Raw genomic sequence first — 18,945 nt, 5'->3', positions numbered from 1 at the left:
TAATTGATTCGGTTATGCTCGGCTGTCTATAATAGCTTTAAAGAGCATAACAACTTGGAAATCTAACTTAATTATAGTGGAGGCAGACTTTAATGAAGAACGTAATCCGACGTGCATCCACCCACATTGTACAGTGGCTTAACTCGTTAAGGAAAAAGAAAATAAAAGGCTCCGTTATTTATTTGGCGTTAGCGGGTGCTCTGCATCGATTATTGGTGGAACGGCGACGTGAGCGTAGTGCTTCAAGACGATTGCAGCAGGATCGGCCAATCGCTGATTTGAATGACATTAAGCTGGAGCCTGGAGACATCGTATATACACCGAGCTCTGAATCCACATATTATGCTGGACATATGGGCATTATTGGGCTCGACGGCAAGATCTATCATGTGCATCCATATGGCCCTGTATTTGCGGATTCGATGGAATGGTACCTGACTCGTTTTTATGCAGGTGATCGTTTTATTGTTTTTCGTTCTCGGATGAATATGGCAGGTCTCCGAGCAGCTGAATGGGTACAAGAGCACTACCAGCAAGTCAAGTTGTATCGTCTACAGACCAATCTTCGTAGCATTGAACGCAATTACTGCTCCAAATTTATATATCAGGCATATCAGTTTACATCTGGTCTTGACCTGTGGGGGAGAAAGTTCAAACGAATGAACATGGGCTATATCTATCCTTTTCGCATTGAGCGGTCATCTGCGCTTGAAGTTTTGGGCACGTATTATAAATAAAGTAACATAACCGACGCAGTTTTTCTTCTGATGTTAAGAGAAGAGACATGTTTTGTCGGTTTTTTTGTATGTATACCGATAATAAAAACAGGAAAAATAATAAAAACGTCGAATAGTTTATGAGATAGCCATGCACAACTTGGTTACGTATACATAAGAGCATAATTGCACAGCCTCAAGAACGATTTCCGATGAAGTAGAAAACAGGAAGAGTGAGAGAGATGTGATGGTTTGGCTTGATCCGCAGATCCATACAGTCTCAAAACGTAGTAAAGTTATCGAAATACATTTCCCAAAAAGAGAGGAGGTACTTCTGCTCGCTGTGCAAGAAAAAGGTCAACGCTGTTCTCAACTATGCCGATATACAGGCAAAAGTTACAGGTGTATGCAGTTCCTGTAAAACGATTGCATATCGTAAGGAAATGTTCCCCATTTAATTAGAAAAGATGCGCTAAGGAAATAACATTACTTTGATTTATGCGCGTTTTTGTAGTACATTAGCAAATGTATTCGAAGGAGGATTCTAATGTACTCAGGTAGACAAGACGATACTTTATACATCATGACCTACACCTTAAACAGCGGTATCAAGGGTACGGTTCCACTGTCTAACAAGCAAATTATTGAGTGGCTGGATTGCTACAGAAATGAGAAGCGCTTTGTGACTGAGATCGGCAAAGAGTTCTTTGGATTGAACGCCGGTCTTGTGGCAGACTTTAAGGTTCAGAATCATTTATCCGATTATCAACAGACGATTATGCCTACTCAGCAACAGGATAACCTGGAGCGCTTGTCCAGTGCTTATAAATCAACCGAACTATTGATGAAGATTGATTGCAAATGTGGCACGGCTTACGTGACAGAATCTCCTTACAAGCGTACCAAGTGGTATTGCACGAAGTGTAAAGAGATTGTATTTCTGGATGCCAAAAAAGGAATGGTGGAAACGTCCCGAGGTGACGCTTACTACATGACCAACAAATATTTTGTCTCTCGCGATTAGCGAGATTCATCTGTGGAAGCATCGCCAGTGAGCGGTGCTTTTTTTTGTTTTGCTACACGTCAGCTGGGGTTGACCTGAGAGGCTTGGTGTGGAATGTGATGTGATGGAAAATGAAAACAGTAGAAAAAAAGCCCCTAAGGGGCTTTTAAATATATTAGGTTTCAGGAGTAGCAGAACTCGCTGTTAAGAAACCAATATCCAATACAGTGGATCTAACACTCCACCTTGTGTGGTGGGATGAAGCAGCTCCGGCAACGTGGCTCATAGGCTTCCGAGTCCCCAATCATGACCACGGGGCCAAGGGTTACAGGCTCTCCATTTACAATTCGTTGCGTAAAAGCAGCATCTGGGCTTCCACATACTGCGCAGAATGCAGAGAGCTTCTCGATATCATCAGCCATGGCAAGTAGACCGCCGATGTATCCAAACTCTTTGCCGCGGTAATCCATGTTAAGTCCATCTACGATGACATGTTTACCGCAATAAGCGAGTTCTGAGACAAGCTCCATAATGGCACTACTGAAAAATTGAACTTCATCAAATGCAACAACATCTGCATCTTTCGTTTGAGCTATAATCGTCTCCACCAGCTCGTTCGTCAATTGACGAGGAATGGAGTGTGCGGTCAATCGATAGCCGATCCGGCTAACAATTTCATCTTGGGCAAAGCGATCATCTTCGGCGGGTTTGTAGGCAACCACCTTTTTACGTCCAAATTGGCTTAACTTTTGGCAGCGGCGAATAAGCTCCCCTGATTTTTCACTAAACATAGGTCCAGTAATAACGGTTATACGTCCTGTTGGCACGATGCTGCTACTCCTCTCACATACAGAATTAACGAACAGCACTCTGCAAAAATATTATTCTTTGAATGACCTCTATGAATGACGTTTGCAAAATGCTGACAAAAAAAAGCGACCATTACAGAGTACCACAAAATCTTTGTTCAGAGCCAGAACTAATCCTTGCGGCTTTGTGTTACTATATGGAATGTGAAGTGGTTGGCGACGGCAGGTTACCATCCAGCAACGAAAGAGAGAGGTGTTACAATTGAGTGAAGGTTTAACTGAGTTACAGGCAAGATATGATCGCTTGAAGGACCAAGCGGTATTGGATGAGACAACGCAGGTCTTGATTGCTGATTTATTGTCAGAAGTAGAGAAGTTACAGACCAGCAATATGGCCTTGCGTCGTACAATTCTTAAATCTTCTTCCAAGGAATCACGCATGTCGACAAAACTTAGGGATGCGTTATACGAATAACCCGGAGACTACTCCGGGTTCTCTTCTGTCTTCTTTTTACGAGGGAACAGAATACCTGCTGTAATTTTGGCAATCATGGCGAAGGTAAGGCCAATGCCTGCAAACATGTAGATCACGGTGAACGCTTTACTGAACCCTGTGGATGGCACAAATTCAGGATGGCCTACCGTTGTTAAAGTTACGGCGCAGAAATAGAGTGCATCGATCCAGTGTAAGCCTTCTACACGACTGTAGAATATAGTGCCGGATAGTAGAGTGGCCAACGTTAGTGCGAATAGAGCGATAAACTGCGAATCTTTAAAGGCGTGGAAAATTCCTTTCAGCAGCCGTTTGAGTGTAAGTAAAAAAGATATCATGTTGATTTCATCCTATCTATATTAATGTGAAACAGGATCTCACGTCGATTCCCTGAGACTTACTATCAATGCATGTGGCTGAATCATTTTATAACGTACGAAAAGTTGATTCAACTATATGTATACACGGACAAAAAGCCCGGACTTATGAAGTCCCTCCGGGCGTCTTAGTCGCTTCGGGTGTGCTTTTGGAACGAAAACGAGGGCCTACATAATTTCTCTTGCGGTCACGAAACAGAATCCAGCCTCCCAGAAAGCTCATACCTGCTGCAAATAGGACAAGCCCGCCGCCAAAGGACAGCCACTGGAATCCAGGTGAGATCTGCTCATTACCGTGTTCGGCGTAAAAGAGGAAAAGCGCATCTTTCATCATTAGAAAACCCTTCATCGCCATTAAACCTGGAATTACCAGGATCATAATGGCCAAAAATCGCGCAAAGACAAGCCTTGTATTCATCATCAAAACCCCTTCTGCCTTTTATCGACGTTAAATAAAGGTTGCGCTTACAGGTGATGTCTAATTCCATCATAGCTTGGTTTTGTTAAGCTGTCCATGAGGTTAAGGCCAAACTTTGAGTTGCTAGGTGAAGGAGAGTACAATGGAGTATAGAGAACTATAGCTATATCATAAGATGATTTATCAAAATTGTATTTATTACGCATACAACATGATTGAAATTATTATAACGATAGAGGAGAACAGATAAGATGCCTATTACATGTGATGTTGCTATTCTTGGAGGAGGAACCGGGGGATATGTTGCGGCCATTCGTGCAGCCCAGCTCGGTAAGCAAGTGGTCATTATTGAAAAGGACAAGCTCGGAGGAACCTGCCTGCATCGTGGCTGTATTCCAAGCAAAGCGTTACTTAGAAGTGCGGAAGTATACGCTGAGATTCAAGAGAGCGAAACCTATGGTATAGAAACGACTGGCGCAACGCTTGTATTCCCAAAAGTGCAGGCACGGAAAGATGCCATTGTTGAGCAGTTACACCAAGGTGTCCAGTATCTAATGAAGAAAAATAAAATTCAGGTTGTACACGCCAAAGGGCGCGTGATTGGACCATCCATTTTCTCCCCGCAAAGTGGAGCCGTTGCTGTCGAGTTTGAAGACGGTGAGATGGACACCGTGGTGCCGACAAACCTAATTATTGCTACAGGTTCCCGTCCACGTGTACTGCCTGGTCTAGAGCCAGATGGTCAATACATTATGAGTAGTGACGAAGCACTGCGGATGGATGAGCTTCCTGCTTCCCTCATTATTGTAGGTGGAGGCGTCATCGGACTGGAATGGGCTTCGATGCTGAATGACTTTGGTGTTGAAGTCACAGTAGTGGAAGCAGCGGAACATGTACTTCCAGCAGAGGATGAAGATGTGGCGAAGGAAATGCAACGATTGCTTGGCAAACGTGGTGTTCGTTTCCTCACAGGCAGCAAGATTTTGACTGAAACCTATAGCGCGCAGAAGAATGGAATCCAGATCGAGGTTGAGCTCGGAAATAACAAGCAGGAGACGTTAACAGCGGAGAAAATGCTTGTATCGGTAGGAAGACAGGCAAACGTTGAGAATATTGGACTGGAGAACACAGATATCAAATTAGAGCGAGGATTCATTGCGGTGAACAAGCATCTACAGACCGGTGAAGGACATATCTATGCGATTGGTGATTGTATTGGTGGATTGCAACTGGCTCATGCCGCAAGTCATGAAGGCATTCTCGCTGTGAATCATATTGCGGGTGAGCAGGTTCACGCGGTAGAATCGCACCGGATCCCACGCTGTGTCTACACACGTCCTGAAGCAGCAAGCATCGGATTTACGGAGACCGAGGCGAAAGAGCGTGGATATGAAGTGAAGACAGGTAAGTTCCCATTCCAAGCGATCGGTAAATCACTCGTACAAGGTAGCCGGGATGGCTTCGTGAAGGTCATTGCTGACTCCAAGACGAATGATATATTGGGTGTACATATGATTGGAACCCATGTAACGGAGCTTATTGCCGAGGCTTCGTTGGCACAAATGCTTGATGCTACACCATGGGAAGTTGGACAGACCATCCACCCACATCCAACGTTGTCGGAGATTATGGGTGAAGCGATGCTGGCGGTAGACGGAAAAGCAATTGGCATGTAACTTAGACGAGTTATGAGAAAGGTCCTTTCCTTTTTTGGGCAAAAGGGATTATAATAAGGTTAAGCCAAGTCTTAGTACCAGGTTATAAGATCGGGTTGTAAGACTGGCAAGGCTCTGATTAAAAGGAGGTACCTCATATGAGTTCACAAGGTACTGCAGACGCGGTTCACCGGCATCAACAGCTTGGACTTAGCGATGGAGAAGTATTAGACATGTACAAATATATGCTGCTTGCACGAAAGTTCGACGAGCGTTGCTTGTTGCTTCAGCGGGCCGGCAAAATTAACTTTCACGTATCTGGTGTAGGTCAGGAAGCTGCACAAGTGGGTGCTGCTTTTGGACTCGATCGGAATAACGATTATTATTTACCTTATTATCGCGATTACGGATTCGTACTCGCAGTTGGCATGACTCCACGTGAGTTAATGTTATCTGCCTTTGCCAAAGCAGAGGATCCGAACAGTGGCGGCCGTCAGATGCCAGGTCACTTTGGTCACAAAAAGCTGCGGATTGTTACAGGCTCCAGCCCAGTGACAACGCAGGTTCCACATGCCGTAGGCTTCGCACTTGCAGCCAAAATGAAGAAACAGGAGTTTGTTTCTTTTGTTACCTTTGGCGAAGGGTCAAGTAATCAGGGGGACTTCCATGAGGGAGCCAACTTTGCAGGTGTGCATAAGTTGCCTGTAATTATCATGTGTGAGAATAACCAATATGCCATTTCAGTACCGGTTCACAAGCAGCTTAGTGGTAAAGTATCGGATCGTGCATTGGGTTATGGTTTCCCAGGTATTCGTGTGGATGGGAACGATGCATTAGAAGTATATGCTGCGGTTAAGGAAGCACGTCGCCGTGCAATCGCTGGCGAAGGACCTACACTTATTGAAGCGATGATGTACCGTTTGTCACCACATTCCACTTCTGATAATGATCTGGCTTACCGGACGAAAGAAGAAGTTGAGGAAAACTGGAAAAAAGACGGCGTGCCTCGTATGAAAAACTATTTGATCGATTGCGGCATCTGGGATGAAGCCCGGGATGCGGATCTGGCTTCCCAGCTCGCGCTGGAAATGAAAGAAGCGACTGAATATGCAGACAACGCGCCATATCCGAAACCTGAGGACACTCTGACGCACGTATATGCGGACAGCGAAGAAGGGGGACGGTAAACATGGCGGTTATGGAATATATTGATGCAATCCGTCTGGCGATGAAGGAAGAGATGGAGCGAGACGAGAATGTATTTGTGCTCGGTGAAGACGTCGGAGTCAAGGGCGGCGTGTTCACAACGACCAAAGGACTGCAAGAGCAGTTTGGCGACATGCGTGTTATGGATACACCGTTGTCCGAGTCGGCAATTGCGGGTGTAGCTATTGGTGCGGCAATGTATGGTATGAAACCAATTGCTGAGATGCAGTATTCGGATTTCATGTTGCCGGCAACGAACCAGATCATCAGCGAAGCAGCCAAAATCCGCTATCGCTCTAACAATGACTGGAGTTGTCCTATTGTCATCCGCGCACCAATCGGCGGCGGTATTTTTGGTGGACTGTATCACTCCCAGTGTCCAGAATCAATCTTTTTTGGTACACCAGGATTGAAGATTGTAGCTCCTTATTCGGCATATGATGCCAAAGGGCTACTCAAGGCGGCTGTTCGTGATCCAGATCCAGTACTCTTTTTTGAGAACAAAAAATGTTACAAACTGATTAAGGAAGATGTACCAGAGGATGATTACATCGTTCCGATCGGCAAAGCCAACGTGCTTCGCGAAGGTGCGGATATTACGGTGATTGGATACAGTCAACCATTGCACTTTGTTATGCAGGCTGCAGAAGAACTCGAGCGCGAAGAAGGAATTACAGCCCACGTTCTTGACTTGCGTACACTACAACCGCTTGATCGTGAAGCTATTATTGCATCCGCAAGATTGACGGGCAAAGTGCTGATTGTACACGAAGATAACAAAACAGGCGGCGTCGGTGCCGAAGTTGCTGCCATTATTAGCGAAGAATGCCTGTTCGATCTGGATGCGCCGATTCAGCGCTTGTGCGGTCCAGATGTGCCAGCTATGCCAATTAGCCCTACCTTGGAGAAGTTTTATATGCTGAGCAAGGATAAAGCTAAGGAAGCAATGCGCACACTTGCCGAGTATTAATTTTCAATAGAATGCCGCAATTCCATTATGAGGTTAAATGTAAAGTTTGGAGTGATAAAACCAATGAGTATGAAATGGATCGAGGTCATTATGCCGCAACTGGCGGAATCGCTGGTCTCTGCTACCATAGCGAAATGGTTGAAAAAACCAGGCGATCAAGTGGAGCAGTACGAGCCGATCTGTGAAGTCATTACGGATAAAGTTAATGCTGAGATTCCATCGACTGTTGATGGCATTATGGGCGATCTTCTCGCAGAGGAAGGCACAACTATTGCTGTAGGCGAAGTGATTTGCCGTATGCAAGTTGAAGCATCTGAACAAGAAGTGGCTGTACAAGAGACGCAGGCTTCGCAGGAGCTACATCAAGAGCCGGTTCGTGCACAGCAAGCTTCGGTTCAGTCCACGGTTACCAATGCTGGCGGTTCAATCGTACATGATCCGAATCAGCCGATGCGTAATCGGTTTTCCCCGGCAGTACAGACACTGGCAGCGGAACACGGCTTGAATTTACAGAGCATCCAAGGTACAGGTGCGGGTGGACGTATTACACGTAAAGACGTACTTGCAGTCATTGCACAAGGTGGACAAGGAGCGGTATCTACGCAGGCTGCACCATCGACTGGGCAGAATGCTTCTGTTGGAGGATCAGCTGCTTCGCCGTCACCGTTTAGTGGCCTGAATCGGAATGATGCACAAGTTTCTAATTCTGCTTCAGGTGCTGCTGTTCCGGCTGCTGATGCTGGTATTCCAGTCAGACATTCGGGCATTCATCTGACCGAGAGTCCCAAAATTCCGCAAATTGAAGTGGAAGGCGGCGGACAGGGAAGATCAGAATACTTTATTGATGTTACCCCTGTACGTAATGCGATCGCTCGTAATATGCGGCAAAGTGTATCCGAAATTCCTCACGCTTGGACCATGATTGAGGTAGACGTTACTAATCTGGTTATGCTTCGCAACAAACTCAAGGATGAGTTCAAGCGCAAAGAAGGCATCAACTTGACGTACTTATCATTTATGATGAAAGGTGTCGTTAATGCAATTAAAGACTACCCAATTATGAACTCTGTATGGGCTGTCGATAAAATTATTGTGAAACGCGATATCAACCTGTCCATGGCTGTAGGCACAGAAGATTCCGTCTTGACGCCTGTAATTAAACATGCAGATCAGCGTAATATCGCAGGTCTAGCTCGTGAGATTGATGACTTGGCACGGAAAACCCGTGAAGGAACGTTGAAGCTTGATCATATGCAAGGTGGAACATTCACGGTGAACAATACCGGTTCGTTTGGTTCAATCCTGTCTCAACCGATTATCAATTATCCACAAGCGGCTATTCTGACATTTGAATCTATTGTCAAAAAACCAGTCGTGATTAACGATATGATTGCAGTTCGCTCCATGGCGAATCTATGTCTATCCCTGGATCATCGTATTCTGGATGGCGTAATCAGCGGTCGTTTCTTGCAACGGGTCAAAGAGAATCTCGAAGGTTATAACATGGAGACCAAAGTTTATTAAGTTTTTGTTGTTATACTTGCTGTAACTAAATATTCCGAACAGAAACATCGATTGTAGATGTGAAATGAAGGGTTATGGAGAAGTGTATGGCCGTAGGCCGTGCACTTTTCCCGCTGTATATGGTTGAGCGCTCATGAATAGATTGCACATTGAAAGAAAAGGGTGTGGGAGATCATGAACAAGCCTATGGATGTGGCATACATACCAATGCTTGATTATGAAGAGGCTTGGAACCGACAAAAAGCGATTGTGCAGCAACTTGATGAAGGCGTGGGAGTGGAGCAGCTACTCTTGCTTCAGCATCCGCCTACCTATACGATTGGTTCTCAAAATCATCCTGAGCATCTGCTTCTAAGTGAAGAGCAATTACGAGAGCAGGGAATTTCCGTGTTTCAAATTGACCGCGGGGGTGATATTACTTATCATGGCCCTGGTCAGCTTGTGGGCTACCCTTTGCTTGTGCTCGGACGAGATGAAGATCTCGATTTACATGCCTATCTACGCAGATTAGAACAGGTCATCATTGATTATTTAGCGGATCAAGGCGTCGATGCAGGGCGCAAAGAAGGGTACACAGGAGTTTGGATTGGGGATATGAAGATTGCTGCGATCGGTGTAAAGTTCAATCGTTGTAAGACGAGGAGAGGTTTTGTAACCAGTCATGGATTTGCTTTTAATGTTACGTCAGGGATTCAGCATGAAGGATTCCAAGGTATTGTCCCTTGCGGCATTGAGCAATATGGGGTGACCTCACTGGAGGATATGACAGGACGGAGCTACGAGATAGAGCAGGTTGCACAAGATATCGTTCCCTATTTCAGCAGGTTGTTCTCCTATGAGATGAATTGGATCTCAGAAAAAGAAGCCCTTCACCGTCTGTAATGGAGACAGTTCAAGACTTCATGTTTTAACCGAATAATAATGGTTCAAGAGCAATGAATAGGGTGGAGCCAACCATGGCGATTAGCATGATATAGACAATGATGCGAAACCATTTTTTTCTTTGCATGATGAGCGAACTCCTTTCAACCAAGAAATAAAAAACCACAGTAATGATATTGTACCGTATCCACGTAAGGGAGGAAAGTCCTATGATTAATCAAAAGCGTGTTGTAGATCATTTTATGGAACTTGTACAGATTGATAGTGAAACTAAGAACGAACAGAACATCTCAAAGGTGTTAAAAGAACAGTTCGCAGCTCTTGGTCTCAGCGTATATGAGGACAATACAATGGAGAAAACAGGGCATGGTGCCGGTAATCTCGTTGTTACATGGGAAGCAGAAGGCACTGAAGGGGTAACCCCGATGTTTTTCACTTGCCATATGGATACTGTCACACCTGGGCAAGGAATAAAGCCTGAATTGGGTGAAGATGGCTGGATTCGCAGTGATGGAACAACGATTCTGGGTGCAGACGATAAGGCTGGCATTGCTGCACTGTTTGAAGCGATCCGTGCGATTCAGGAGAACAAAGTGCCGCATGGCAAAATCCAGTTTGTCATTACAGTTGGCGAGGAGTCGGGACTTGTTGGAGCTCGGGCGATGAATCCTGATGATATCCAAGCAGAGTTCGGATACGCGCTCGATTCCAATGGAGCAGTAGGTACGATCTGTGTTGCTGCGCCGGCACGCGCCGAGATTCAGATGAGCATTTATGGTAAGTCTGCACACGCTGGTGTGAATCCAGAAGACGGTATTAGTGCGATTCAGGTAGCTGCCAAAGCGATTGCTGCAATGAAGCTTGGACGTATTGATGATGAAACAACTGCCAATATCGGGAAATTCCAAGGCGGTTCTGCCTTGAATGTGGTATGTGATTTTGTTCAGATTGAAGCAGAAGCACGCAGTATTGTTCAGGAAAAAGTGGAACTGCAAGTTTCCCAGATGCGTGAAGCGCTGGAAACAACTTGTCGCAAATACGGAGCAACGGCTGAATTCCGCAGTGAGATTCTGTATCCTGCATTTGGATTCCACGATGAACATGAGGTGGTTCAGCTTGCACAGCGTGCCATTCGCAGCGTAGGTCTTGAGACAAGCACGTTCCCGTCTGGTGGTGGCAGCGATGCTAACATTTTCAACGGTTTCAATATTCCTACAGCGAATCTCGCCGTTGGATATGAGGATATTCATACAACCAAAGAGCGCATTCGTGCGCAGGATATCGCCAAATTGTCCGAAATTGTTGTTGCTATTATTAAGGAGACAGCATCGACGAGTACGAAGTAGGAGAGTTTAGTAAATAAGTTGAATTTGAAGCTGTAGTGAAAAGTCCGAAAACGGTTTGGGTACCGGATTCGGACTTTTTGCAAAAGCATGTTATATTTCGAGCATACGGATTAGAGCTTATTTACGGCCAGCAAGAAGATCAGTTATTTTGGCATCAGGACCCCATTCACGCAACCACTGTCTAAGGATAAGTTGCACCTGTCTAGCTTGTCCACCAAATGTACGGATCGCGGCGTTAAATAACTGTTCATTGGTATCCCCTGATTTCATCATATTAGGTAGCTTGCTCTATACGCTCACCATATGCCAAAAATCTATGCTTTATACATGAACATGCACATGTAATTACAGAAAACAATAATAAAAAAATCTAAGAAGCGGAGTTGACAACCATGAATCCTACGCATCCTAACAACCAATCACATCCAGCCAATCCGAAATTAGACGAAGAGACGGTATCAACACAACCCATCTTTGAGGGGAAAGTAATTACACTTCAGGTTGACACGGTGAAGCTGCCCAATGGACAGAAGGCTACCCGAGAGATTGTGCGTCACCCTGGAGCTGTAGCAGTGCTTGCATTGAATGGTGATCGGATGTTGGTCGTGGATCAATACCGTCAAGCTATGGGGCGAACCGAAGTGGAGATTCCAGCAGGCAAGCTTGATCCAGGAGAAGAGCCAGAAGTGGCAGCGGCGCGTGAATTACGTGAAGAGACAGGGTATGTGGCTAAGTCACTTCGTCTTGTACGTTCTTTCTACACATCGCCTGGATTCGCAGATGAGATCATTCACTTATATATTGCTGAAGAATTGGAAGCCGGAGATATGGCTCTGGATGAGGATGAGTTTCTAGAGGTGAGTGAAATCACGCTGGAAGAGGCTTACGCTTTAATGGATCAAAATCGGATTAGTGATGCCAAAACGATGTTAGCGGTGTACGCATGGGATCTGTACAGAACAACGGGACGACTGTAAAGATGACCAAGTCTCAGCACGACGAACGTAATCCATGGGAACCATGTTATGCAGACCTGCACATTCATATTGGGCGAACCTCCCGTGGTGAAGCTGTAAAGATTAGTGGAAGTCGGGATCTGACGTTTGAGAACATCGCTCGTGAGGCATCAGATCGCAAAGGTATCCAGTTACTTGGTGTTATTGATTGTCATTCGCCTGTTGTGCAGATGGATATTGAGCAGTTACTGGAGGACGGCACAATGTCTGAGCTGGAAGGTGGAGGGATCGCTTATCAGGACACCACTATTTTGCTCGGCACAGAGATTGAACTGCGGGAGCCAGGCATGCGGGAGTATCATTTGCTTGCTTATTTTCGAGATTTAGCGTCGATGAAGTCGTTTACTGCTTTTATGCAGCGTTATATGAAAAATGTGAATTTAAGTTCACAGCGTGTATACGTGCCAACACTTGAGATCCAGTCGGAAATTAAGGCTCGTGGAGGACTTATTGTGCCAGCCCATGCATTTACCCCGCATAAAGGTATCTATGGCAGTACAGCTCCACGGATGGCTGATGTGCTCGATACGAGCCTGGTTGATGCCGTGGAACTTGGATTAAGCTCAGACTCAACAATGGCAAGTTATATTCGGGAGCTGGATCACGTTCCTTTTTTGACGAACTCAGATGCTCATTCGCTAGGTAAGATTGGTAGAGAGTATAATGAGTTAGCTCTGGCGACTCCTTCTTTTGACGAATTTCGTATGGCATTGCAAAACGAGGGTGGAAGAGGCATAACAGCTAACTATGGATTGAACCCTAGGCTTGGCAAGTATCATCGAACGTATTGTTCGGCATGTGGTCGTATATTGGACGAGCAGGCATTATCGGCAGAACGTTGTCCGCATTGTGGTAGTACAAAGCTTGTTCAGGGCGTGCTTGACCGGATTCTGGCGATAGCTGATCGAGCGAATCCTGAATTGCCTGACAACAGACCTGCCTATCATTATCAGGTGCCATTAGAGTTTATTCCGGGTCTTGGAAAGGCGAAGTTGCGTCAATTGCTTGAACGATTTGGTACAGAGATGAATGTGTTGCACCGTACGAGCGAAGCCGAACTTGCCACTGTTGTTGGCCCTGTGATGGCGGCTATGATCGTTGCGGCAAGGAATGGGCAGTTAGCCCTGTCCTCTGGTGGCGGTGGAACTTATGGTAAAGTTGCCGGGAAAGACGGTGCAGATCACTAATTGAAGCGATAAACTTTTACAATAGAGTTAATCAGCCTTGAAATATGCATAACACCTATTCAGGACAAGATGTCATACGTACTCTTTCCGATTCATAGAATGACTGTGTGGGTTTCTTTCGAAATTCAGCAGCATGACAACCGGAAAGGAGACTTATGTCTGTGCGATCTTCTACCTTTATATTCAAAGGTCAAACCTCGCTATATGTATTTGTGGCAGTTCTGTTCCTGGTAGGTGTTATCTTCGGGGCGTTGATGGTTAATGCGCTGTCCCTAGAGCAACGTCAAGATTTGGAAGGTTATCTAGGGAACTTTTTCATGACGGTGCAGCATGGGGGACAGGTTGTAGAGACGGGTACCTACTGGGAAATTGCTATGCTGCATCTGAAATGGGTCGGTCTGATCTGGATCCTTGGTTTATCCGTTATTGGACTACCTGGCATCCTCGTGCTGGATTTTCTAAAAGGTGTGCTGATCGGATTTACTGTCGGATATTTAGTTGGACAATATTCATGGAAAGGCCTGCTATTTGCACTTGTCTCCGTTGCTCCGCATAATTTATTTGTCATTCCTGTGCTGATCATCTGCAGTGTCTCTGCGATAACTTTTTCCTTATATATCATTCGGAATCGGGTTTTGATGCAGCGTACTCCCGGTGGTCAAAGACCTTTTGCATCATATGTATTGTTAACTTTGGCAATGGCTGCACTGCTGCTTGGAGTTGCTTCTTTTGAAACTTGGGTCACGCCAGCGATGATGCGGTGGGTTACGCCAATGTTACTACCTGCATAGGTGCAGGCAGTAAAGTGTAAATTGTTGACTTTAATTATACACTCCCCCTATAATGAAAGAAGTGGGTTAAGTTGCAGTGTGCAGTGATTTCCTAGGGGGAGGGAGAAAATGGAAGCACGGATTGATAAAATTAAGCAGCAACTACAGTCCCAAGGATACAAATTAACGCCCCAGCGGGAAGCCACCGTAAGAGTACTTCTTGAGAATGAAGAAGATCATCTGAGCGCAGAGGATGTATTCATGCTCGTTAAAGAAAAGGCTCCCGAAATCGGTCTTGCAACCGTGTACCGTACCCTCGAACTACTAAGTGAGCTGCATGTTGTAGAGAAAATCAACTTCGGCGACGGCGTTGCCCGTTATGATTTGCGCGGAGATACGTCCAAGCATCATCATCATCACTTAATCTGTGTTCAATGTGGTAGTATGGATGAAATACGCGAAGACTGGCTTGGGCCGCTTGAAGAGCGCCTGGAGCGAGAATTTAACTTTTCGGTGGTAGACCACCGATTGGATTTCCACGGGATTTGTTATCGTTGCAAAGCAAAAAATGACCAGAAACCCAAAGATGAAGAATAACATAGCATATCTTCAAGCTCTCACCGGCGGTTTTGACGGGAGAGCTTTTTTGGTACCGGATCTGATGTGAGCTTCTCTCAATGTCATATTCTTGTGTTTGTCCTCATACCTTGTCTGTAGACGCTTCTCTGCCCATTAGATGTGCAGGGAATGAGGTTCCGGTTTCAGAGAACTTGGAGCCAGGATCGAAAACTAGGAGGCGGACAAACGATGATTATATCACTACGGAGAGGGCTCCGTTTTATTCGTTTTATAATCTTTTTTTCAGCATTAGTTTATTTGTTCTATAATGTTCTGGATCTGTTCAACGGCTGGATCTCACCCGTAGATCAGTATCAGATTCCTTCAGGAAATGCGGTCAAAGTATTTCAGGAAACGGATTGGACAATTCATGGAGAAGGGCGACCTTCACTTGCGGAACGGCTACGTTTGTTTTACTGGTATGGGGAGTAGTTGAAGCATCTAGGAATGCAAATACGGTAACAGGCTGCACGCGAGGCAGTTCTGTAGATGAGGAGCGTTGTACATGAAACAGACGATACACGCCTATGCCATTTACTTGGAAGAAGACAAAGGGATGTCAAGCAGCACACTGGAGTCGTATCTTCGCGATGTGGACAAGTTCATCGAATTTGCAGAGAAAGAATATGATATACGTGATGCCAGTCAGGTGCGGCGTACGCACGTTATTTTATTTGTAGGCAAACTAAAGCAGTCAGGGCGCGCTAATGCTACGATTGCCCGGAGTATTGTGTCCTTGCGTTCCTACTTTCATTTTCTAATGCGCAGGGGAGATATCCTTCAAGATCCTACTTTTGATGTAGAGGCTCCTAAGGCGGATAAAACGCCTCCTCAAGTGTTGACCATTGATGAAATTGAATTACTGCTTAATGCACCGGAGACGCGTTCACCCCAAGGAATTCGGGATCGTGCGATGCTGGAATTATTGTATGCCACAGGTATTCGTGTCTCGGAGCTGATTGCACTGGATGTCCGTGATGTGCAGCCGAGTATGCGGTTTATTCGTTGCGGCGGAGCAGGGAAAGAACGCATCCTTCCCATTGGTGCTCCTGCAGCACATTGGATCGATGTGTACTTGGATGAGAAACGCAGCCGATTGCTCAAAACAAGTTCGGACGAGCAGGCACTCTTTGTCAATGTCTCAGGCAGACGTCTGACACGCCAAGGATTCTGGAAATTGCTCAAAAAAGCTGCGGTGGATGCAGGAATTCCTGGTGAAATTACGCCACATACGTTACGGCATTCGTTTGCTGCTCACCTTATTGCCAGCGGAGCCGACACCAGAGCCGTTCAGGACATGTTAGGTCACGTAGAACAGCCGGGTCAACAATATGGCAACCATGGTCGCAAAACGATGAAGGAAATCTATGAAACACATCATCCACGGGCTAAATAGATTTGGAGCGTGAATGTTTTTTGCAAAAAAATGAAGAACATGTTGCCTATTTAGGATAAAATAAATTGAATACACTAAACGCCGTATACATAAGCATATGCTTCCGTCTAGTGGGACTAGCCTGGAGCTAATCTGCATACATGAACGGATCGTTTCAACTCAAGGAGGAACATCGTAATGACAGCATTAACTCAACAAATGATTTTGGAAGCAGCATCTTATATTCAAAGCAAAAGCTCCATTAAGCCTGAAGTAGGCTTAATTCTTGGCTCAGGTCTTGGCATTTTGGCTGAACTCATTGAAGATGGTGTGAGTATCGCTTATCAAGACATTCCCCATTTCCCTGTATCTACGGTAGAAGGACATGAGGGTGAACTGCTGGTTGGAACAATCAAAGGTCGTCCTGTTGTCATGATGAAAGGACGTTTCCATATGTATGAGGGCTATGGCCCTGAGCTTACCGCTTTTCCGGTACGTGTTATGAAAGAATTAGGGGTTACATCGGTGCTTGTAACGAACGCAGCAGGTGGAGTGAACACATCCTATGAACCGGGCGACTTGATGTTGATCTCTGATCATCTGAATCTTACAGGCAAAAACCCACTCATCGGCCCTAATGATCCAGCACTGGGTGTGCGTTTCCCGGATCTGTCCGAAGCGTATAGCCGCCGCTTGCGTGCGCTGGCAAAAGATACTGCAGCATCCCAAGGCTTCAACGTACGTGAAGGCGTCTATGCGGGGCTGCTTGGTCCAAACTATGAGACACCAGCGGAGATCGTTATGCTTCGTACTTTGGGTGCGGATGCTGTCGGCATGTCCACCGTGTCTGAAGTCATTGTGGCTCGTCATGCAGGTCTGGAAGTGCTCGGTATTTCTTGTATCAGCAACATGGCTGCGGGTATTCTGGATCAGCCACTCTCCCATGATGAGGTTATGGAGACAACAGAGCGAGTGCGTGAGTCTTTCCTTGCGCTGGTTGTAGCCGTTATTCCACAAATGTAACAGATTATAGAGCCAGGTTATTAATCTAACCTTTTGACTGGGCTACTGAAGCCGAGAAGTTCATTTCTTCTCAGACATACAGCTCCATAAGATGCTAACGCAAAATAATGAAACATGCCTCTATCACATTCAGTGAGTAGGGGCATGTTTTTTTTGCGTTACCGTTTCGATGCTAGATTTAACAAAAAAGTTCGGGAAATCATGCTTTACATGGAATAATTTACTGGAAACGAGCCGACAATGATTAGCAGTACATGCATGGAAATGCATTAAGCAAGTCATTTGAGGAGGTTACCGATCGTGAAGAAACGTATAATGGCATCGTTCATGACCCTTTGTATTTTGCTATCTCTGATGGCATCCACAGCACTTGCTGAAGAAAAACCTACCCCAACAGGGGGCACGGATTTGGCTCCTTCGGCACGTTCAGCGATATTAATGGATGCAGACACTGGAACTGTAATCTACGAGAAAAACAGTCATGATCAACTGCCTCCGGCAAGTATTACGAAGATTATGACCATGCTTTTAACCATTGAAGCCATTGATTCAGGTAAGTTGAAGCTAACTGACAAAGTGAGAACAAGTGAGTATGCCGCTTCCATGGGAGGATCACAGATTTTCCTTGAACCCGGTGAAGAAATGACGGTAGACGACATGCTCAAAGGGATCGCTATGGCATCGGGTAATGATGCCTCTGTAGCAATGGCTGAGAAAATTGCCGGCTCTGAGCAAGCCTTCGTACAGATGATGAATGATCGTGCTAAAGAGCTGGGCATGAAGGACACCAATTTTGCCAATTGTAACGGGCTCCCGGTTGAAAATCATTATTCATCGTCACATGATATTGCACTCATGAGTCGAGAATTACTGAAACATTCGGGAATTACGAAGTATACTGGTGCGTATCAGGACTACCTCCGGAAAGATACGGAGAAGCCCTTCTGGCTAGTAAACACCAATAAACTCGTTCGTTTCTACACAGGCGCAGATGGATTGAAAACAGGTTACACTTCAGAAGCTAAATTTTGTTTATCAGCAACAGCGATGAAGGATGGATTACGTACAGTTGCGGTTGTGCTGGGAGAACCAAACACGAAAACACGTAATGCTGAAGTTTCATCCATGTTCGATTATGCTTTTAGCCAATACATGATGAAACCGTTATACAAAGCAGGTGATCTCCTGGGCAGTTTGAAAATTGAAAAAGGTGAGGTTGCCGAACTACCACTGAATGCAACACAAAATTACAGTGTGCTCATGCGCAAAGGCGCCAAATCGAACGATATTCGACATGAGCTGTTGATGACAAAAGAACTGAAGGCTCCGATTAAAGCAGGTCAAAGTGTCGGTAAGCTGGTGGTTTATCAAGGGAATGAGGTTATTAAGGAGTTTGACATTCAGGCTCCTCAAGACGTAAACAAAGCCGGCTGGTGGAAGTTATTCAAGCGCACCACTTCCAATCTTTTTGATTAAGCGTCAATTTACGTGTGCGACCTGCATCCTTGAACGTATTTTGTAGTTAATTAGGGGTTTTCTTCTAGTTTTGTCGGGGTG

General features: G+C 45.4%; 22 protein-coding genes. 17 read left to right on the top strand and 5 right to left on the bottom strand.

Going from position 1 to position 18,945, the window contains the following annotated elements:
• The first annotated feature begins 92 nt into the window (after positions 1-92).
• Positions 93-737, top strand: coding sequence for a hypothetical protein (locus DMB88_RS19050; protein WP_254438255.1), 645 nt, complete (start codon positions 93-95; stop codon positions 735-737).
• 526 nt (positions 738-1,263) lie between these two features.
• Positions 1,264-1,740 carry a hypothetical protein gene (locus tag DMB88_RS19045; protein ID WP_017687614.1) on the top strand — a complete coding sequence of 159 codons (477 nt, stop codon included), beginning with the start codon at positions 1,264-1,266 and terminating at the stop codon, positions 1,738-1,740.
• A gap of 212 nt (positions 1,741-1,952) precedes the next feature.
• On the opposite strand, the gene DMB88_RS19040 is transcribed toward DMB88_RS19045, so the two are convergent.
• Positions 1,953-2,546, bottom strand: coding sequence for a thymidine kinase (locus DMB88_RS19040; protein ID WP_128102613.1), 594 nt, complete (start codon positions 2,544-2,546; stop codon positions 1,953-1,955).
• Between the two features lie 244 nt (positions 2,547-2,790).
• On the opposite strand from DMB88_RS19040, the gene DMB88_RS19035 reads away from it, so the two are divergent.
• Positions 2,791-3,003 carry a hypothetical protein gene (locus DMB88_RS19035; protein WP_128102612.1) on the top strand — a complete coding sequence of 71 codons (213 nt, stop codon included), beginning with the start codon at positions 2,791-2,793 and terminating at the stop codon, positions 3,001-3,003.
• 8 nt (positions 3,004-3,011) lie between these two features.
• Here the strand turns inward: DMB88_RS19035 and DMB88_RS19030 are convergent, their stop codons facing one another.
• Complete coding sequence (locus tag DMB88_RS19030; RefSeq protein WP_128102611.1) at positions 3,012-3,359, bottom strand: potassium channel family protein; 348 nt, start codon at positions 3,357-3,359, stop codon at positions 3,012-3,014.
• A 145-nt stretch (positions 3,360-3,504) separates the two neighbouring features.
• Complete coding sequence (locus tag DMB88_RS19025; protein WP_251381333.1) at positions 3,505-3,819, bottom strand: DUF2627 domain-containing protein; 315 nt, start codon at positions 3,817-3,819, stop codon at positions 3,505-3,507.
• A 248-nt stretch (positions 3,820-4,067) separates the two neighbouring features.
• Between DMB88_RS19025 and lpdA the strand changes: the two genes are divergently transcribed.
• The 5 genes from lpdA to lipB all read left to right on the top strand — a co-directional run bounded on the left by lpdA (position 4,068) and on the right by lipB (position 10,053).
• Complete coding sequence (gene lpdA, locus DMB88_RS19020) at positions 4,068-5,492, top strand: dihydrolipoyl dehydrogenase (RefSeq protein WP_128102610.1); 1,425 nt, start codon at positions 4,068-4,070, stop codon at positions 5,490-5,492.
• Between the two features lie 137 nt (positions 5,493-5,629).
• Positions 5,630-6,658, top strand: coding sequence for a thiamine pyrophosphate-dependent dehydrogenase E1 component subunit alpha (locus DMB88_RS19015; protein ID WP_128102609.1), 1,029 nt, complete (start codon positions 5,630-5,632; stop codon positions 6,656-6,658).
• A gap of 2 nt (positions 6,659-6,660) precedes the next feature.
• Positions 6,661-7,647 carry an alpha-ketoacid dehydrogenase subunit beta gene (locus tag DMB88_RS19010; protein ID WP_128102608.1) on the top strand — a complete coding sequence of 329 codons (987 nt, stop codon included), beginning with the start codon at positions 6,661-6,663 and terminating at the stop codon, positions 7,645-7,647.
• Positions 7,648-7,710: 63 nt separating this feature from the next.
• Positions 7,711-9,171: a dihydrolipoamide acetyltransferase family protein gene (locus DMB88_RS19005; RefSeq protein ID WP_128102607.1), complete on the top strand. Its 1,461-nt coding sequence runs from the start codon at positions 7,711-7,713 to the stop codon at positions 9,169-9,171.
• A 174-nt stretch (positions 9,172-9,345) separates the two neighbouring features.
• Positions 9,346-10,053 (top strand): lipoyl(octanoyl) transferase LipB, encoded by a 708-nt coding sequence (gene lipB / locus DMB88_RS19000; RefSeq protein ID WP_128102606.1) that lies wholly within the window; start codon positions 9,346-9,348, stop codon positions 10,051-10,053.
• A 25-nt stretch (positions 10,054-10,078) separates the two neighbouring features.
• Here lipB and prli42 read toward each other — a convergent pair whose 3' ends face one another.
• A complete protein-coding gene (prli42, locus tag DMB88_RS18995) occupies positions 10,079-10,180 on the bottom strand; it encodes a stressosome-associated protein Prli42 (RefSeq protein WP_128102605.1) in 102 nt (33 codons plus the stop codon).
• An 82-nt stretch (positions 10,181-10,262) separates the two neighbouring features.
• Between prli42 and DMB88_RS18990 the strand changes: the two genes are divergently transcribed.
• Positions 10,263-11,399 (top strand): M20/M25/M40 family metallo-hydrolase, encoded by a 1,137-nt coding sequence (locus DMB88_RS18990; protein ID WP_128102604.1) that lies wholly within the window; start codon positions 10,263-10,265, stop codon positions 11,397-11,399.
• 117 nt (positions 11,400-11,516) lie between these two features.
• Here DMB88_RS18990 and DMB88_RS18985 read toward each other — a convergent pair whose 3' ends face one another.
• On the bottom strand, positions 11,517-11,672 hold the full coding sequence (locus tag DMB88_RS18985) for a hypothetical protein (RefSeq protein ID WP_254438254.1): 156 nt from the start codon (positions 11,670-11,672) through the stop codon (positions 11,517-11,519).
• Between the two features lie 119 nt (positions 11,673-11,791).
• On the opposite strand from DMB88_RS18985, the gene DMB88_RS18980 reads away from it, so the two are divergent.
• The 8 genes from DMB88_RS18980 to DMB88_RS18945 all read left to right on the top strand — a co-directional run bounded on the left by DMB88_RS18980 (position 11,792) and on the right by DMB88_RS18945 (position 18,864).
• The gene (locus tag DMB88_RS18980) at positions 11,792-12,376 is read left to right on the top strand and encodes an NUDIX hydrolase (RefSeq protein ID WP_128102603.1); all 585 of its coding nucleotides are present in this window, start codon (positions 11,792-11,794) and stop codon (positions 12,374-12,376) included.
• A 2-nt stretch (positions 12,377-12,378) separates the two neighbouring features.
• Positions 12,379-13,602 carry an endonuclease Q family protein gene (locus DMB88_RS18975; protein ID WP_128102602.1) on the top strand — a complete coding sequence of 408 codons (1,224 nt, stop codon included), beginning with the start codon at positions 12,379-12,381 and terminating at the stop codon, positions 13,600-13,602.
• Between the two features lie 161 nt (positions 13,603-13,763).
• The gene (spoIIM, locus tag DMB88_RS18970) at positions 13,764-14,393 is read left to right on the top strand and encodes a stage II sporulation protein M (protein WP_254438253.1); all 630 of its coding nucleotides are present in this window, start codon (positions 13,764-13,766) and stop codon (positions 14,391-14,393) included.
• Between the two features lie 108 nt (positions 14,394-14,501).
• Positions 14,502-14,969, top strand: a complete 468-nt coding sequence (locus DMB88_RS18965) for a ferric iron uptake transcriptional regulator (RefSeq protein ID WP_024630961.1) — start codon at positions 14,502-14,504, stop codon at positions 14,967-14,969.
• A gap of 210 nt (positions 14,970-15,179) precedes the next feature.
• Positions 15,180-15,422: a DUF4227 family protein gene (locus DMB88_RS18960; protein WP_128102600.1), complete on the top strand. Its 243-nt coding sequence runs from the start codon at positions 15,180-15,182 to the stop codon at positions 15,420-15,422.
• A 73-nt stretch (positions 15,423-15,495) separates the two neighbouring features.
• Positions 15,496-16,386, top strand: a complete 891-nt coding sequence (locus DMB88_RS18955) for a tyrosine recombinase (RefSeq protein ID WP_128102599.1) — start codon at positions 15,496-15,498, stop codon at positions 16,384-16,386.
• Positions 16,387-16,563: 177 nt separating this feature from the next.
• On the top strand, positions 16,564-17,388 hold the full coding sequence (locus DMB88_RS18950) for a purine-nucleoside phosphorylase (protein ID WP_128102598.1): 825 nt from the start codon (positions 16,564-16,566) through the stop codon (positions 17,386-17,388).
• Between the two features lie 354 nt (positions 17,389-17,742).
• The gene (locus tag DMB88_RS18945) at positions 17,743-18,864 is read left to right on the top strand and encodes a D-alanyl-D-alanine carboxypeptidase family protein (RefSeq protein WP_254438659.1); all 1,122 of its coding nucleotides are present in this window, start codon (positions 17,743-17,745) and stop codon (positions 18,862-18,864) included.
• Positions 18,865-18,945: the final 81 nt, after the last annotated feature.

Origin of the sequence: Paenibacillus sp. DCT19 (assembly GCF_003268635.1) — a bacterium.
Taxonomy (GTDB): Bacteria; Bacillota; Bacilli; order Paenibacillales; family Paenibacillaceae; genus Paenibacillus.
The sequence above is the reverse complement of the archived record's forward strand: the minus strand, read 5'-3'. Positions and strand labels throughout refer to the sequence as shown.

Coding starts and splice junctions, on each gene's coding strand:
- DMB88_RS18955 (WP_128102599.1), top strand. CDS start 15,496: ATGAAACAGACGATACACGCCTATGCCATTTACTTGGAAGAAGACAAA.
- DMB88_RS18985 (WP_254438254.1), bottom strand. CDS start 11,672: ATGATGAAATCAGGGGATACCAATGAACAGTTATTTAACGCCGCGATC.
- DMB88_RS19025 (WP_251381333.1), bottom strand. CDS start 3,819: ATGATGAATACAAGGCTTGTCTTTGCGCGATTTTTGGCCATTATGATC.
- DMB88_RS19015 (WP_128102609.1), top strand. CDS start 5,630: ATGAGTTCACAAGGTACTGCAGACGCGGTTCACCGGCATCAACAGCTT.
- DMB88_RS19005 (WP_128102607.1), top strand. CDS start 7,711: ATGAGTATGAAATGGATCGAGGTCATTATGCCGCAACTGGCGGAATCG.
- DMB88_RS19010 (WP_128102608.1), top strand. CDS start 6,661: ATGGCGGTTATGGAATATATTGATGCAATCCGTCTGGCGATGAAGGAA.
- DMB88_RS19030 (WP_128102611.1), bottom strand. CDS start 3,359: ATGATATCTTTTTTACTTACACTCAAACGGCTGCTGAAAGGAATTTTC.
- DMB88_RS19045 (WP_017687614.1), top strand. CDS start 1,264: ATGTACTCAGGTAGACAAGACGATACTTTATACATCATGACCTACACC.
- DMB88_RS18990 (WP_128102604.1), top strand. CDS start 10,263: ATGATTAATCAAAAGCGTGTTGTAGATCATTTTATGGAACTTGTACAG.
- DMB88_RS18965 (WP_024630961.1), top strand. CDS start 14,502: ATGGAAGCACGGATTGATAAAATTAAGCAGCAACTACAGTCCCAAGGA.
- prli42 (WP_128102605.1), bottom strand. CDS start 10,180: ATGCAAAGAAAAAAATGGTTTCGCATCATTGTCTATATCATGCTAATC.
- DMB88_RS18975 (WP_128102602.1), top strand. CDS start 12,379: ATGACCAAGTCTCAGCACGACGAACGTAATCCATGGGAACCATGTTAT.
- DMB88_RS18945 (WP_254438659.1), top strand. CDS start 17,743: ATGGCATCCACAGCACTTGCTGAAGAAAAACCTACCCCAACAGGGGGC.
- lpdA (WP_128102610.1), top strand. CDS start 4,068: ATGCCTATTACATGTGATGTTGCTATTCTTGGAGGAGGAACCGGGGGA.
- DMB88_RS18980 (WP_128102603.1), top strand. CDS start 11,792: ATGAATCCTACGCATCCTAACAACCAATCACATCCAGCCAATCCGAAA.
- lipB (WP_128102606.1), top strand. CDS start 9,346: ATGAACAAGCCTATGGATGTGGCATACATACCAATGCTTGATTATGAA.
- DMB88_RS19050 (WP_254438255.1), top strand. CDS start 93: ATGAAGAACGTAATCCGACGTGCATCCACCCACATTGTACAGTGGCTT.
- DMB88_RS18960 (WP_128102600.1), top strand. CDS start 15,180: ATGATTATATCACTACGGAGAGGGCTCCGTTTTATTCGTTTTATAATC.
- DMB88_RS18950 (WP_128102598.1), top strand. CDS start 16,564: ATGACAGCATTAACTCAACAAATGATTTTGGAAGCAGCATCTTATATT.